Below are 14,141 nucleotides of genomic sequence, written 5' to 3'. Positions count from 1 at the left end.
TTGCTAATTTTGGCGATAAAAAACCCGGTACTAAGCGCCGGGTTTTATCGATAAATCTCAAGATTTAGTTGCGTAGACGCGGAGCCTGTAGCTGATGGCGGATGGACGCCGCCAGTTCATCCAATGAAGGTTGCTCTGGGTGAGCATCCATATCTTCATAGGTTAGTTGCGCTTCAGCTAGATAGGTGTGTATCGGTTGCCCCTCATCATCCTCAATAACCACGTGATACCAAGGTGACGAACGCAACATAGCGTTGTTTGCAACCTCATCAGGTTCCGGTGGCTCGAGAGAATATTCAGGATCGATATCAATCACTACACCCAAATAGCCGTGTAGGCTGTGGCGGACCTGCTGCCCAATACCAAATTTGCTGGCAATCATGATAACCTCCTGAGAAACATTACTCTGCCTTCTATATGAGGGCAGTGTAGGGCATTTCAAGTCATACTATCCGGCACGCGAACCCTTTCAGGTACAGACCTTCTGGATATGTCGCGATAACCGGGTGATCCGCTGCCTGACGGAACTGTTCTATAAATTGTATATCATGCCCTGCATCTAACGCAGCATCGGCCAAAATTTTCTGGAATAAATCTGTTGGCATCAAACCAGAGCAGGAGAAACTTAACAAGATCCCGCCTGGGCGCAATAATTGTATCGCTAACATATTAATATCTTTGTAGCCACGACACGCACTTGCCAACTGACTTTTGTTCTCCACAAACTTCGGTGGGTCCATAATGATCATGTCAAACTTTTCCCCTTGCGTGCGGTAGTTACGCAGCAATTGGAACACATCATCCCGAATGAATTCGGTTTTGCTCAAATCCAACTGGTTGAGTTCAATGTTTTGTTTGGCTATATCCAGTACAGCTTGTGACGTATCAACGCTGATAACTTGCTTACAATTTCCCATCAGCGCTGCGACAGCAAAGGCACCGGTATAAGAGAAACAGTTCAGAACACGGCGACCATCGGCGTAGTTACGCGCCGCCAGGCGGCTATCGCGCTGATCTAAATAAAATCCTGTTTTATGGCCGTGCTGAATATCAACCAACAGTTGCATGCCGTTTTCGGTTATTGGCAGCAGGTCAGGCGGCATTTCACCACTGATTGTACCTTGCGTCAGAGGTAAGCCTTCTTTTTTACGTACGGAAACATCGGAGCGGTCATAAATAGAGCATTCTGGGTAACAATGTTGTAAGGCACTAACCAGCGTTTCCCGCTGATATTCAGCGCCGGCCGACAGTAACTGCAATACCAGAAAGTTCTGGAAGCGGTCTATGGTGATACCCGGCAGGCCATCAGACTCACCGGCGATCAGGCGATAGCCGTTCAAACCATCACGCTTTGCCAGCCAATCACGCCAGCTTTGCGCTTGCTGTAGACGGCGGATGAAGAACTCGCGGTCAATAACTTCATCTTGTTGGAACGTCCAGACTCGTGCCAAAATTTGTGATTCAGGAGAGTAGGCGGCACGGGCCAGCCATTTACCCTGGCTATCAAGGATATCGAGGGTTTCACCGGGCAGGGCACTCCCCTCAAGGCGTTGAACGGCCCCAGAGAAGATCCACGGATGGCGACGAAGTAAGGACTTTTCACGTCCTTTGGCAAGAATCAGGCTTACGGTCATAATTAAGTTGCTGCCAGCTAGGTAAAAAAGAGCAGTATTGTCGGAGTATGAGCCGGAAAATGCAAATTATCACGTAGATGAGGAGTCTATATGCCAAAAGTATGCACTGCCGCCTATGTTTATGGCGTTGTTCAGGGCGTGGGTTTCCGCTATAGCACGCAACGTCAGGCACAAGCGCTGGGTGTGACGGGTTACGCTAAAAATTGTGATGATGGCAGTGTGGAAGTGGTGGCTTACGGCGAGCAACATGCGGTTGAACACCTGCTTGAGTGGATTAAGCTGGGGGGGCCACGCGGTGCGCGGGTGGATCGCCTGCTGACGGAACCTTATCCGAGCACCGCGTTTGAAAAATTTAACATCCGCTATTAACTCACGAGCAGTACCAGAACACAGCTATCCGTCGTTAAATACTGTTATCTGTCGTTAAATACACTTAACGGGTTTGGGTAATCCTGCAATTTTGGTTGCTTGCTTTGCTGGCCCTTTGGGGAATAAACGATACAGATATCGGCTATTACCTTTCTCTTCACCATACTTTTGTGCCATGGCCTTTACCAGCATGCGGATTGCAGGTGATGTATTGAATTCTTGATAAAATGCACGCACAAAGCGCACCACTTCCCAATGTGGTTCAGTGAGTATAATCCCTTCCTGTTCAGCCAGTATGGGCGCTAAAGCCTCGCTCCAGTCCGTGCTATTTTTCAGATAACCCTGTGCATCGGTATCAATAACCTGGCCTTTAAACTCCAACATACAACCTCGGTAATTCAATCAATGAAACGGCCGCTAATTTAGCAAATATTTGCCACTACCCCAAAGAAGTCTCTGCTGTTATTTGGTGAGGTGCCATCTGTGCGAGAGTAAATAAACCGGCTGCTGTACGCCTAATGGCCAGTTAGCATAAGGGATGACGATAAATTCAGCACTCGACAATCAGCTAGCGGATTTTTTGGTCAATTAAGCACAAACAGGCTTTACAAGCGGCAGAGCTCTGTTTATAGTTCGGCTCGTTGCGGAGGGGTGGCCGAGTGGCTGAAGGCAACGGTCTTGAAAACCGTCGACGGGTAACCGTTCGAGAGTTCGAATCTCTCCTCCTCCGCCATCATTTCTCTTTATCCTCTTGTTTTTCCCCCAGTTACTTATCCCAAACAAAATTATTCAGTATGCCGTCTGGTATGCCGTATCCCGTGTGAATCGCCCCATTAGCGAGAATACTGATTAACCATCAACTCAGATTCAGTATGGGAACCGTGGAATGAACGGGTTTTATGGCGAAAAGTACCACCACATATCACTAACGTAATCTCTTTATTGCTGGAAAGTGCCCAGGCAGCCGGCAGATTATTGGTCAGTACCGTTATTCCATCTTGTTTTGCCGGCTCTTGCGCAACATTTAATGTGGTACTGCCACTGTCGAGAATGATGGAATCCCCTGGTTGCACCATTTTTGCAGCCCGGATAGCGATCCGGCATTTGAGATCGATAGCAAATAAAATAGCAATTCGAAATAAATCGAAAGTTATGATGCAAGTGATACTCGCTTGCCTGATTGTGTTGTGGTTGCTGGTTACCTATATCTTGGCGGTTGAAGTGAGTTGTGAAACTGGTAGCCCTTATATTTACGTAGCGAGGAGCTCTAATGGTCTTGGTATACCTACAAAGAGGTATATGATTGACTTTTATGTAAAAATTGATCGATGAGATGCTTTTTTTTTGAGCTGGTTCATAAAAGCGAATACCCACACAAAAATTGTTTGATCTAAAACAAGCATTCTTACTACTACAAATCATTTGCTGCAAATCCTCCTTACTATCTGCCTAACCCACAGGGTGATATCAGTCATGCTTCGCCTCCTGGCTCGCTATTTCTCACCTGATTGCGGGTTTAAAAATAAAAAAACCATCTGGTGCGGGCACTGATAGCGTCCGGTATGGAAAAACACACTGGAGTAAATATTGTGAGCAAATTTATAAGACAGGTGTTGGTAGGGATAATGGCTCTTTTGGCAATAGGCGCGGTATTTTCTTTGTCGGCGGCACCTACGCCGCCGATTGAGGCCCGCAACGATAAATTCGCTGAACAGCATGTTGACCAATTCACCTCATGGCTGAAAACCAAAGAGAGTGGGCCACGAGAAGATGCGCTGGCGGATGACCCCAATTTGGTGATCCTTTGGGCCGGATATCCGTTTGCCAAAGATTATAGCAAACCTCGTGGGCACTATTATGCTGTCACTGATGTGCGGGAAACCTTACGTACCGCAGCACCGAAGACCGCAGAGGATGGCCCCTTGCCGATGGCCTGCTGGAGCTGTAAAAGCCCGGATGTTGCCCGCTTGATCAATGAACAAGGTGAAGAAGGGTATTTCAAAGGGACTTGGGCCAGAGGTGGCCCGGAAGTCGTCAATCAGTTGGGGTGTGCCGATTGCCATAATACCGCTTCTGCTGATTTTGCTGCCGGGAAGCCAGCTTTAGTCCTCTCCCGGCCCTATGCTGAGCGTGCTTTGCAATCTATCAATAAACCTTTCGAAGATGCCAGCCGCTTGGATCAACAATCCATGGTGTGCAGCCAGTGCCATGTTGAGTACCACTTCGCCGGTAAAGATAAAGCGGTGAAATTCCCATGGGATCAAGGCACGGATGTGGCGTCAATGGAGAAGTATTACGATGAAATCGCTTTCTCCGATTGGGTTCATCCGCTGTCAAAAACCCCGATGTTGAAAGCCCAACATCCTGAGTATGAAACCTGGCGTGCGGGGATCCACGGTAAAAACAATGTCAGTTGTATCGATTGCCATATGCCGAAAATCCAAAATGCGGCAGGTAAGGTGTATACCGACCACCAGATCCGCAACCCGTTTGATAGCTTTGAAACTACCTGTGTTAACTGCCATACCCAGGATAAAAAAATCTTGCAAGATATTGTTGCTGAACGCAAAGCCAGCATTCAGGAGTTAAAACTGAATGTTGAGAAACAACTGGTTCACGCGCATTACGAGGCAAAAGCTGCTTGGGATTCCGGGGCAACCGAACAAGAAATGCAACCTATTCTGCAAGATATCCGCCATGCCCAATGGCGCTGGGATTATGCCATTGCTTCCCACGGTATTCATATGCATGCACCGGATGTTGGTCTGCGTGTATTGGGGGGCGCGTTGAATAAAGCTGCCGATGCCCGCACCAAACTTGCACGTCTGCTGGCGACAAAAGGGATTAGCCACGAAATTCCGCTGCCGGATATTTCGACCAAACTCAATGCCCAGAAAGCGCTGGGAATGGATATGGATAAGCTGAACCGCGAGAAGCAGGAGTTTCTGCAACAAGTGGTACCAGCCTGGGATGATCAAGCCAGAAAAGCGGGCCGGTTGAGCCAGTAAGAGGCGTTCCGGTGTGACAATACGCTCACCGGATCTATTCCAGAGACAAACGGCCCTAGATTGGGGCCATAGCAAAGGTGGAATAACTATGCGCGTTTTACGTTCATTCGGTTCAGCCGCGCTGCTGGTAGTGTTGATTCTGTGCACGCTGCCCACTCTCGCCACAACACCGAACACGACGGCGAAAATGCCCGCGTTGCGCCATATTGTTGAGCCGCAGCGCAACCCGGATGCTGCTTGCATCCAATGTCATAAAGAACAAAAAGATGAGTTGCATGGCAAACATGCTGGCGCGGTAAATCCGAATACGCAGTTGGCCTTAACCTGTACCAACTGCCATGGGCAGGCATCGGTGCTGCACCGTAATGGTATTAAAGATGTGATGCGTTTTAACCGCGATATGTTTAATGCCGATAAAGCGATGTACAGCGTCTCACAACAAAACAGTGTCTGCATGAGCTGCCATCTGCCGGAGAAATTACGCGAGGCGTTCTGGCCCCATGATGTGCACATGTTGAAGCTTTCTTGTGTCAGTTGTCATCAGTTGCATCCTAAAACCGACCCGATGCATGGCCTTGACGATAAAGGGCGGGTCAAACTCTGTGTTGACTGTCATCGCCGTCAGCAGGAGCTGATATCGAAGGAAACACCATGAATACGAACCGTCGTCACTTTATCGCCAGTATGGGGGCGCTGATTTTCCTGACCGGTTCTGCTGGACGTTCACTGGCACTCAGCGGCACTGTTGATGGCATTCGTTACGGGATGCTACATGATGAAACCCGTTGTATTGGTTGCACGGCCTGTATGGATGCTTGCCGTGAGGTTAATCATGTACCCGCTGGGGTCTCACGGTTAAACATCATCCGTAGCCAACCGGTCGGTGAGTTTCCTGCCGTAAAATATCAGTTCTATCGTCACTCCTGCCAGCATTGCGATAAGGCACCCTGTGTCGATGTGTGCCCAACCGGAGCCTCGTATCGCGATAGCGGGACTGGGATTGTTGATGTCGATCCCGACCTCTGCGTAGGGTGCCAGTACTGTATCGCCGCCTGTCCGTACCGGGTGCGCTTTATCCATCCGGTGACGAAAACTGCCGATAAATGCGATTTTTGTCGGAAAACTAATCTAAAGCAGGGTAAACAGCCCGCCTGTGTCTTGTCGTGCCCAACCAAGGCACTCACCTTTGGCAATTTGGACGACCCTAACAGTGAACTGGTGAAATTATTGCATCAGCGCACTGTGTATCGCGCCAAGTTACATCTTGGGACACAACCGAAATTGTATCGTGTTCCCTTTCAGTATGGGGAGATAACCGGATGAATCCTGAACTGAATACCCCGTTTCACTTTGCCTCGTTAGTGTGGGATTGGCCGATAGCCATCTATCTGTTTTTGATAGGAGTATCGGCGGGTATGGTGGTAGTTAGCCTATTGGTTAAGCAACGGGTTCTGGGCGGTGAGGCGGCGCGCAGTGGGTTAGTTAAATCGACCGCTATGATGGCGCCCTTAGCGGTGATTATGGGGTTGTTTATTTTGATACTGCACCTTACCCGGCCGTGGACTTTCTGGAAGCTGATGTTTTTCTACAGTACCAGCTCGGTGATGTCATTGGGTGTCATGCTGTTTCAAATTTATATGGTGGTGCTGTTGGTCTGGCTGGCGGTGATATTTCGCCACGGGCTGACGGCGTTATTACAGCCTTACCGCAAATTGAATTGGGTTGGCACGGTACTGCATAAACTGGCACCGATTGAACGCAAGTTGGAACCATTGATGATGTTTCTGGCTGTGGCGTTGGGGGCATATACCGGCTTCCTGTTATCGGCCCTGAAGAGTTACCCCTTGTTGAATAATCCGGTATTGCCGGTGTTATTTCTGTTCTCCGGCGTTTCTTCGGGTATTGCCGCCATGGTGTTGTGCGCAGTGACCTTTTTTAAAGAACCCATAGATAGCCCGGCACTGGCATTTGTTCATCGGCTGGAAAAACCGGTGGTGTGGTTGGAGCTATTTCTGCTGCTAGCATTCTTCACCGGGCTGTGGTTCGGCGGTGGTCAGAAAGAAGTCGCGGTTGCTGTCGCGTTGGGCGGTGGTTTTTGGGCCGCGATGTTTTGGTTCTGGGTTATCGGTTGCGGCATGGTGCTGCCATTAGTTTTAAACCGTTTTTGTAGCCATGGAATGCGCCATCGGGTTTCATTTCTAGTGACGGTATCCGGCTTGAGTTTGTTTGGCGTATTGGTTTTACGTTTCTTTATTCTTTATGCCGGTCAGATGACGGTTGTGTGAGGAGGCGAACCGGTGATGGGTGAAAATGTATGGTAGGTGAGTTGGGGCTGTTGTCACTGTTGGTGGCTGCGTCATTGGCGCTGCTGCTCACTGGTGTGCCTATTATTGCTCTCCATGGGCGGCGATTGGCTTTGTTGTATTGGTTACCGTCGTTCAGTTACGCCGTGACCTTATTCATTACATTGGCACTGTTGTTACTGGGTTGGTGCTTTGTTAGCGATGATTTTTCTCTGCTTTATGTAGCACAACACGGTAATAGCCAGCTCCCTCTATTTTATAAGGTTGCGGCAATCTGGGGCGGGCATGAAGGCTCCTTGTTGTTTATGCTGTTTGCTCTGAGCCTGTGGAGTTCCGCGTTGACGCTTTTTCGCCGTCATTTTCCGCTGCGTTTTTTTGCTCGCGCGTTGGCAGTGATGGGGGGGCTACTGCTTATCCTGAGCGTTTTTATCCTCTTTTTCTCCAATCCTTTTGAGCGATTGTTCCCGACGTTGGCGCAGGGGCGTGATTTAAATCCAATGTTGCAGGATCTGGCGCTGATATTTCATCCACCCTTGTTGTATCTGGGGTATAGCGGTTTTGCCGTTAGTTTTGCTTTTGCCGTTTCGGCGTTGCTTGCAGGCCGCAATGGCAACAATAGTGTGCACTACTGCCGTCCCTGGGTATTGGCTGCCTGGAGTTTTCTCACGTTTGGCATTTTGTTGGGGGCATGGTGGGCATACAGCGAATTGGGGTGGGGCGGCTGGTGGTTCTGGGACCCGGTTGAAAATGCGTCATTACTGCCATGGCTCACCGCAACTGCACTGTTACATGTTCTGGCTGTTATTGAGAAACGGGGCTTATATCATCATTGGGGCATTTTGCTGTCGCTGGTGACATTTCAACTCTGCTTGTTAGGCACTTTTATCGTGCGCTCTGGGGTGTTGACCTCAGTTCACGCTTTTGCTGTTGATACGGCGCGCGGTGAGGCTTTACTGGCGCTGTTTGGCATGGTGACGTTGAGTTCATTGATGCTATTTGCCCTGCGGGTGCGGGGCAACAATCGCTCTGCTGCTTTCAACCTCTTCTCACTGGAGTCATTACTGCTGGCGGCAATGGTGCTGCTAAGCATTGCTGCGGTAACCGTATTGATTGGCACATTGTATCCATTAATTGTCAGTGTGCTGGGGTTAGGATCACTGTCTGTTGGTGCGCCCTATTTTAATCAAACCCTGACACCTTTTGTGCTGCTGTTGCTATTGCTGATGGGCATAACGCCGTTTGCCGATTGGCGGCAAAGCCGCAAAATCAATGGCTGGCGTCTTGTCGTACCTGCTGTATTAGCTATCTCCGGTGGGGTGCTCAGTTTAGGTCTATTCGAATCACCGTGGCAGGTGGGGATGCTGATAGGTGTCACTCTGGCCCTCTGGACGTTGTTCGCGCCATTATTTGCGCCAAAGATACGTGGCTATTTATGGTTGATACACGGTGGCGTTGCGGTCAGCCTGCTGGGAATGCTGTTTGCTTCATATTACACCGTCGAGCAGGGGCGACGTATGGCACCAGGCAGTCAGGTCACGCTGGCGGGTTATCAGTTTACCTATCGTCAAACTGAATTAGTGATCGGCCCAAACTATACCAGTGAGCAGGCGCATATTGTGGTCAGCCAGAATGGGCAAGCGTTAACCACATTGTTACCGGAGCGGCGGCACTATACAGCGCGAGGAATGTTGATGATAGAGCCGGCGATAGCCAGTAGCCCCCTGGCCGACTTTTATGTGGTTCTGGGGGATAGTTTGGGCGCGGGGGAGTATAGCGTACGTTTGTCGCATAAACCGATGGTCAGCTGGATTTGGGGGGGCGCACTGATGATGGTAGTTGGTGGTTTATTGGCGCTATGGCGCAGAATCCACCCTGTTAGCGACCTCGCGGGGGATAAATGAAACAACGTTGGCCTTGGTTGATTGTCCCTCTGGTTGCCTTACTGCTGGGCTGCTTGCTTTATAGCGGCTTAACGCGGGATCCGCATCGTATCGAGTTGGCCGAGCAAGACCTGCCGTTTCCCGCTTTTTCTTTATCCGAATTGCAACAGCCCGGGCAGAACATAACGCGAGAGCAACTGTTGGGTAAGGTGACGGTGATTAATGTATGGGCCAGTTGGTGTGCCAGTTGTAAGCAAGAGCTCGCCCTACTGGGGCAGATAGCCGGGACGCTGCATGGTGTGCAGTTCTATGGTCTGAATTACCGCGATGACCGTCAGGCGGCGTTAAATACTCTGCGGCGCTACAGCAATCCTTATCAGAAGAACCTTTATGACCCGCATGGCACATTAGCACTGGCGATGGGGGTATATGGTACACCTGAGACCTGGCTAATTGATGCAAATGGCATTATTCGCCAGCGCTATGCTGGTGAAATGACGACAGAGATATGGCAACAACAGTTTATGCCGCTACTGGCGCAATGGGCGAGGGTGGGAACCCCATGAAAGTTTTATTCCTGATGTTATCACTGGTTTTTTCATCTGGTGTTGCGGCTGATCTGGTGGATACCTATCATTTTAGTTCGCCGCAACATCAGCAACAAGCATTGGCATTGGCGCAGGAGTTGCGTTGTCCCCAATGCCAAAATCAGAACTTGCTGGAGTCGACCTCGCCGATAGCGCAAGACTTGCGATTAGAGGTCTATCAGTTGGTAGAAGCAGGACACAGCTCTCAGGAGATAATGGCCGTAATGACCCAGCGCTATGGGGACTTTGTTCTGTATCGTCCTCCGTTGCGCAGTGCCACACTGGTGCTATGGTTTGGGCCTGGGGGGTTGCTGGTCTGCGTGTTAGGTGGGTTGATTTTTAGGATACGCCGGCAATCTGTCTCAGGTGTGAGAGGGCCGCGATAATGGTGCTATCGATAGGGCTGGCGATACTGGTGCTGTTGGTGGTAGTGAGTTTGTGGTGGCCGTGGCTGGTGCAATATGGTAGGTTGAGCTGGCGCTGGCCACTGGGCTTCAGCCTGGTGGTGCTGATTCTAATTATGTTGGGATACCGGCAACTGGGCCATTATACCGCCGTGCAGCAAGAGGCTTTGCGGCTACAGGAAGCCCAGCGGTTGAATAATATGCTCGATAAGCAGAGCAGTGATCCCACGCTATCTCGGTTACAACAACGTATTCGTTTGGCTCCCGATAAGGGGGATGGATGGTACAGTTTAGCTCAACATTATTTATATCGTAACGAATTTGAGGATGCATTGATCGCCTTGCAGCAGGCTGAACGTTTGCAGGGGGCCAGTGCCCACTTTGATGCTGCACGAGCGACGGTGTTCTATTACCGGTCAGGGCAAAAAATGACGGGTGATGTGACGTACTGGTTACAGCAGGCTTTGACTAAAGATCCCATGCAATATACTGCGCTAATGCTGCAAGCCGCTGATAACTTTACCCATGATAGATACGCGCAGGCCATCGCTATTTGGCAGCAGTTATTGGAAAGTGGTAACCCACAGGTTGATCGTGCGGTGATTATCCGTGCTATTACATTAGCTCGGGTGATGCAGCAGGCTGAATGATAGACAAAAAAAACCCTTACCAATCTCATTTGGTAAGGGATGCCAATTCGGCCAACACCAGGGAAAACATTATAACCGTTTATTAATCATACAATTAATTCGGGTTAGTGATATGACTTAAGTCAAGTTTATCAAAATTATATAAATAAGGTTAATGTTTATATGTATTAGGAATCATTTATTAATCGCAAGGAGCATGGATTTACTGCACACATTGATTATTTGTATGATTTTTAAACGATGAGAAGGGGGCGGGGCGATATTATGGCCATCTGAATGTAAATGCATCCAGATGGCTAGGCAGAGCAGGTCTTGTGGGACTAAAAGTCCCCTGGTGTTGGCGAAAATATATTCTTTTTTGACTAACTTTCTTAGCGTCTGTGCGCTAATATATTAGTTCTATAATATCTAAAACTAATTATTTAAAGCAAAAACAGTCTAATAAACATAGGGCTATAATAATAGCTAGCCTTAAGTCTAGGTTGTTTGTTCATATAATGTTAGCCGGGCGTTTGTGAGGAAACTCTGTAAGTCTATTTTATACACTGATTTCTATTGAAAACAATGTCATAAAATTGTATCGTTGCTCAACATATATAGTAAACTTGGTCTGTTATGATAATTGATTATTTTGACAATGAAAGTATTAATGAAGATATAAAGAACTATATTCAAAGAAGAATAAAAGCTTATGGTGATCTGCGTTATTCCTATTTGGTAATGAATAAGAAAACACCCTTACACCCGACTATTATTTCAAACTATCCAATGGATTGGATACAAACATATAAAAAAATAACTACCACCTTATCGATCCTGTTATTTTGACGGCAAAAGACAAAGTTGCTCCGTTTGCTTGGGACGATAATTCGGTGATTAATATAAAGTCAACCGACTCAGCCGTATTTAACCTTGCCAGAGAATATAATATCATTAATGGTTATACATTTGTTCTTCATGATAATAATCATAATATGGCAACGCTGAATATTTCTAATGGAAGTGATGATAGCATTTCTTTTGATGAGAGCATTGAGACCAATAAAGAGAAAATTCAAATGCTGCTTATTCTGACTCATGATAGAATGTTGGGTCTTTACCACAAAAATAACAGTAAAAACAATAAGTTGAATGGTGCTGGTGACGAAAGGGAAATCTTTTCGCCTAGAGAGAACGAAATTTTATATTGGGCTAGTGTCGGCAAAACATACTCGGAAATCTCCATAATATTGGGAATAAAAAGAAGTACAGTTAAGTTTCATATTGGTAATGTTGTCAGAAAACTTGGTGTTTTAAATGCCAAGCATGCGATAAGACTTGGCATAGAGTTAAAGTTAATTAAACCTATTTAACTATATCTGGCACCGCTAATGGCCAGGTTTCAAGTATATGAGGTTCAACGTGATGCGTTCTGCGTATCTTCTTTATTAATTGTTGTTGGCTATCAATGTCGACACCCAGATGTAAAAGATAAATAACCTCATTTTTCTCTGACTCACCTTGGTTTAAAACTGTAATATTCCAGCCGGAACGCTTCAGTAATACATACATCCCTCGGCTGACAACAGTCAGTATACCTTTATAATTACGGCTTCTGGCATAATTAACCATTGCTAAAAAAAGTAATACGCTGAGTGCACTATTATTGCCTACCATATCTCTTGCTAGTTTTTTTTCAATAAAGAAACGGCTGGATTCTATAAAACCATCGACCGGAAGGTCAATGTCGGAAAAATAAGGTGCGAATGGCCCTGCCACCATTGTCGGATATTTCATTTCAATAAATCTGACACTGCAAACAATAGTGTCCTCTATTATTCCTAATATATAGTTTGTATTCTCATCATCATATTGGTCGCTTTCTCTGCCATCAGTACAGGTTACTTTCCAATCTAAGCGATCTTTAAATGTTATTTTTCTAAGTGTGAAGATCTCGTCTAACTTTCTTTCAGGCATACTGTTAAAGTTTACGTTAAATAGTTTTAACATGATGAAAACCAAAGTTATTTAATTAAACCAGCATCGTACACGATCTCTGTCCGTTAGTGCAAACATTGAACGAGGTTAGACAACGCCATGAATAACTAATGAATGTCAGCATCGTCGTTCAATTATTCTACAAATAGCAAAAAGACAGACAATCTATTTTTGATGGCCACGTGCTATAGGTGCGGTACTCGGAGAGTTGATGGATCTTTTTAAGAGAAAAGTGACATCAGACGGGACTTTTCAACAGGAAATAGTTATAACGAAACATCATTTCATTTTTTGATTGAAAAGGATGTTCACGTGGACCGCAGTCCTGCGCTTTTTACCAATAAAAAATTTGTTTTCCTCGTGGCAACCTTCTGTTGCCTTCTTTGGGGCAGTGCCTACCCTGCGATTAAAAATGGTTATGCACTGTTTCATATCGCCCCAGATGACATTCCGAGCAAGATGGTGTTTGCGGGTTATCGCTTTTTATTGGCCGGGTTAGTGCTACTCATTTTTGCTGTTGCCAGTGGTAAAGCTATTGGCCGACTTAACAAGGGCCAATATAGGCAGATTGCCATTTTAGGTCTAACACAGACCACGTTACAGTATGTCTTTTTCTATATTGGGCTGGCATATACTACCGGGGTGAAAGGTTCCATCATGAATGCAACGGGGACATTCTTCAGTGTCTTGTTGGCGCATTATATTTATAAAAATGATCGATTATCATTTAATAAAATCATTGGCTGCGCACTGGGTTTTGCTGGCGTGATGGTGGTGAATTTTGGCGCCGATTTGATGGATTTTAATTTTTCACTGTTAGGTGAGGGAAGTGTGGTACTGGCTGCTTTCATCCTTTCTGCCGCCAGTATTTACGGCAAACGTATTTCACAAACCATGGATACCACGGTGATGACAGGCTACCAACTTGCCATCGGAGGGTTGGTGTTGACGCTTGGCGGTTATCTCTTTGGTGGCCATTTGAGTGACATTGGCTGGCGGGCTTTATTGTTATTGGCCTACCTGGTGCTGTTGTCATCGGCCGCTTTTGCACTCTGGAGCTTGCTACTCAAATATAATCGGGTAGGGATGGTTGCACCGTTCAATTTTCTCATCCCGGTTTCAGGTGCGGTTCTGTCCGCCATTTTCCTCAATGAAAGCATTTTAGAATGGAAGAATGCCCTTGCGCTGGTATTGGTTTGTGCGGGGATCATTTTGGTTAATCGAATAAAACAGAATAAGACAGAATAACGAATAAAGAATAAATAGTGCAAAGTTATCAATGTGGGGGATGTACTAGCCTTAATTGAATTTGAGATATTAGGGCTAATA

Annotated in this window: 15 protein-coding genes, 1 tRNA gene and 1 pseudogene; 12 read left to right on the top strand and 5 right to left on the bottom strand. The window is 46.9% G+C overall.

Going from position 1 to position 14,141, the window contains the following annotated elements; translation table 11 throughout:
• Window positions 1–64: 64 nt before the first annotated feature.
• Together hspQ and rlmI are read right to left on the bottom strand one after the other, a co-directional pair.
• Window positions 65–382 carry a heat shock protein HspQ gene (gene hspQ, locus ACWJJO_RS13810; RefSeq protein ID WP_083158478.1) on the bottom strand — a complete coding sequence of 106 codons (318 nt, stop codon included), beginning with the start codon at window positions 380–382 and terminating at the stop codon, window positions 65–67.
• 61 nt (window positions 383–443) lie between these two features.
• The gene (rlmI, locus tag ACWJJO_RS13805) at window positions 444–1,634 is read right to left on the bottom strand and encodes a 23S rRNA (cytosine(1962)-C(5))-methyltransferase RlmI (RefSeq protein ID WP_083158479.1); all 1,191 of its coding nucleotides are present in this window, start codon (window positions 1,632–1,634) and stop codon (window positions 444–446) included.
• A 90-nt stretch (window positions 1,635–1,724) separates the two neighbouring features.
• On the opposite strand from rlmI, the gene yccX reads away from it, so the two are divergent.
• Window positions 1,725–2,003, top strand: a complete 279-nt coding sequence (gene yccX, locus ACWJJO_RS13800) for an acylphosphatase (RefSeq protein WP_442847728.1) — start codon at window positions 1,725–1,727, stop codon at window positions 2,001–2,003.
• A 54-nt stretch (window positions 2,004–2,057) separates the two neighbouring features.
• On the opposite strand, the gene tusE is transcribed toward yccX, so the two are convergent.
• On the bottom strand, window positions 2,058–2,387 hold the full coding sequence (gene tusE, locus ACWJJO_RS13795; RefSeq protein WP_083158481.1) for a sulfurtransferase TusE: 330 nt from the start codon (window positions 2,385–2,387) through the stop codon (window positions 2,058–2,060).
• 261 nt (window positions 2,388–2,648) lie between these two features.
• Between tusE and ACWJJO_RS13790 the strand changes: the two genes are divergently transcribed.
• Window positions 2,649–2,736 (top strand) — tRNA-Ser (locus tag ACWJJO_RS13790).
• Window positions 2,737–2,836: 100 nt separating this feature from the next.
• On the opposite strand, the gene ACWJJO_RS13785 is transcribed toward ACWJJO_RS13790, so the two are convergent.
• Window positions 2,837–3,118 (bottom strand): sugar phosphate isomerase family, encoded by a 282-nt coding sequence (locus ACWJJO_RS13785; RefSeq protein ID WP_481091592.1) that lies wholly within the window; start codon window positions 3,116–3,118, stop codon window positions 2,837–2,839.
• A 510-nt stretch (window positions 3,119–3,628) separates the two neighbouring features.
• Between ACWJJO_RS13785 and nrfA the strand changes: the two genes are divergently transcribed.
• From nrfA to ACWJJO_RS13740, 9 genes and pseudogenes are all read left to right on the top strand, one after another.
• Window positions 3,629–5,011 carry an ammonia-forming nitrite reductase cytochrome c552 subunit gene (gene nrfA, locus ACWJJO_RS13780; RefSeq protein ID WP_481091591.1) on the top strand — a complete coding sequence of 461 codons (1,383 nt, stop codon included), beginning with the start codon at window positions 3,629–3,631 and terminating at the stop codon, window positions 5,009–5,011.
• An 88-nt stretch (window positions 5,012–5,099) separates the two neighbouring features.
• Window positions 5,100–5,666, top strand: coding sequence for a cytochrome c nitrite reductase pentaheme subunit (gene nrfB / locus ACWJJO_RS13775; protein WP_083158484.1), 567 nt, complete (start codon window positions 5,100–5,102; stop codon window positions 5,664–5,666).
• A complete protein-coding gene (gene nrfC / locus ACWJJO_RS13770; protein WP_442850816.1) occupies window positions 5,663–6,334 on the top strand; it encodes a cytochrome c nitrite reductase Fe-S protein in 672 nt (223 codons plus the stop codon). The genes nrfB and nrfC overlap by 4 nt, the downstream gene beginning before the upstream one ends.
• Complete coding sequence (nrfD, locus tag ACWJJO_RS13765) at window positions 6,331–7,296, top strand: cytochrome c nitrite reductase subunit NrfD (RefSeq protein WP_083158486.1); 966 nt, start codon at window positions 6,331–6,333, stop codon at window positions 7,294–7,296. Before nrfC ends, nrfD begins: the two co-directional genes overlap by 4 nt.
• 29 nt (window positions 7,297–7,325) lie before the next feature.
• Window positions 7,326–9,215, top strand: a complete 1,890-nt coding sequence (locus ACWJJO_RS13760) for a heme lyase CcmF/NrfE family subunit (RefSeq protein WP_481091150.1) — start codon at window positions 7,326–7,328, stop codon at window positions 9,213–9,215.
• Window positions 9,212–9,760, top strand: a complete 549-nt coding sequence (locus ACWJJO_RS13755) for a DsbE family thiol:disulfide interchange protein (protein WP_083158487.1) — start codon at window positions 9,212–9,214, stop codon at window positions 9,758–9,760. Before ACWJJO_RS13760 ends, ACWJJO_RS13755 begins: the two co-directional genes overlap by 4 nt.
• Window positions 9,757–10,167, top strand: coding sequence for a heme lyase NrfEFG subunit NrfF (gene nrfF / locus ACWJJO_RS13750; protein ID WP_372569304.1), 411 nt, complete (start codon window positions 9,757–9,759; stop codon window positions 10,165–10,167). Before ACWJJO_RS13755 ends, nrfF begins: the two co-directional genes overlap by 4 nt.
• On the top strand, window positions 10,167–10,835 hold the full coding sequence (locus ACWJJO_RS13745) for a TPR domain-containing protein (RefSeq protein WP_372569303.1): 669 nt from the start codon (window positions 10,167–10,169) through the stop codon (window positions 10,833–10,835). Before nrfF ends, ACWJJO_RS13745 begins: the two co-directional genes overlap by 1 nt.
• A gap of 615 nt (window positions 10,836–11,450) precedes the next feature.
• Window positions 11,451–12,187: pseudogene (locus ACWJJO_RS13740) on the top strand (helix-turn-helix transcriptional regulator).
• Here ACWJJO_RS13740 and ACWJJO_RS13735 read toward each other — a convergent pair.
• A complete protein-coding gene (locus tag ACWJJO_RS13735) occupies window positions 12,180–12,824 on the bottom strand; it encodes an acyl-homoserine-lactone synthase (protein WP_481091149.1) in 645 nt (214 codons plus the stop codon). The pseudogene ACWJJO_RS13740 and the gene ACWJJO_RS13735 overlap by 8 nt on opposite strands.
• A gap of 300 nt (window positions 12,825–13,124) precedes the next feature.
• On the opposite strand from ACWJJO_RS13735, the gene ACWJJO_RS13730 reads away from it, so the two are divergent.
• Complete coding sequence (locus ACWJJO_RS13730; RefSeq protein ID WP_372559297.1) at window positions 13,125–14,060, top strand: DMT family transporter; 936 nt, start codon at window positions 13,125–13,127, stop codon at window positions 14,058–14,060.
• The last annotated feature ends 81 nt before the right edge of the window (window positions 14,061–14,141 follow it).

This window comes from Yersinia antarctica (genome assembly GCF_056636475.1).
Note: the sequence above shows the minus strand (reverse complement) of the source record. Positions and strands in the feature narration are given on the sequence as shown.

What these genes read in the sequence shown, in the direction of transcription:
- hspQ (WP_083158478.1), bottom strand. Translation starts at nt 382, where the DNA reads ATGATTGCCAGCAAATTTGGTATTGGGCAGCAGGTCCGCCACAGCCTA.
- rlmI (WP_083158479.1), bottom strand. Translation starts at nt 1,634, where the DNA reads ATGACCGTAAGCCTGATTCTTGCCAAAGGACGTGAAAAGTCCTTACTT.
- yccX (WP_442847728.1), top strand. Translation starts at nt 1,725, where the DNA reads ATGCCAAAAGTATGCACTGCCGCCTATGTTTATGGCGTTGTTCAGGGC.
- tusE (WP_083158481.1), bottom strand. Translation starts at nt 2,387, where the DNA reads ATGTTGGAGTTTAAAGGCCAGGTTATTGATACCGATGCACAGGGTTAT.
- nrfA (WP_481091591.1), top strand. Translation starts at nt 3,629, where the DNA reads ATGGCTCTTTTGGCAATAGGCGCGGTATTTTCTTTGTCGGCGGCACCT.
- nrfB (WP_083158484.1), top strand. Translation starts at nt 5,100, where the DNA reads ATGCGCGTTTTACGTTCATTCGGTTCAGCCGCGCTGCTGGTAGTGTTG.
- nrfC (WP_442850816.1), top strand. Translation starts at nt 5,663, where the DNA reads ATGAATACGAACCGTCGTCACTTTATCGCCAGTATGGGGGCGCTGATT.
- nrfD (WP_083158486.1), top strand. Translation starts at nt 6,331, where the DNA reads ATGAATCCTGAACTGAATACCCCGTTTCACTTTGCCTCGTTAGTGTGG.
- ACWJJO_RS13760 (WP_481091150.1), top strand. Translation starts at nt 7,326, where the DNA reads ATGGTAGGTGAGTTGGGGCTGTTGTCACTGTTGGTGGCTGCGTCATTG.
- ACWJJO_RS13755 (WP_083158487.1), top strand. Translation starts at nt 9,212, where the DNA reads ATGAAACAACGTTGGCCTTGGTTGATTGTCCCTCTGGTTGCCTTACTG.
- nrfF (WP_372569304.1), top strand. Translation starts at nt 9,757, where the DNA reads ATGAAAGTTTTATTCCTGATGTTATCACTGGTTTTTTCATCTGGTGTT.
- ACWJJO_RS13745 (WP_372569303.1), top strand. Translation starts at nt 10,167, where the DNA reads ATGGTGCTATCGATAGGGCTGGCGATACTGGTGCTGTTGGTGGTAGTG.
- ACWJJO_RS13735 (WP_481091149.1), bottom strand. Translation starts at nt 12,824, where the DNA reads ATGTTAAAACTATTTAACGTAAACTTTAACAGTATGCCTGAAAGAAAG.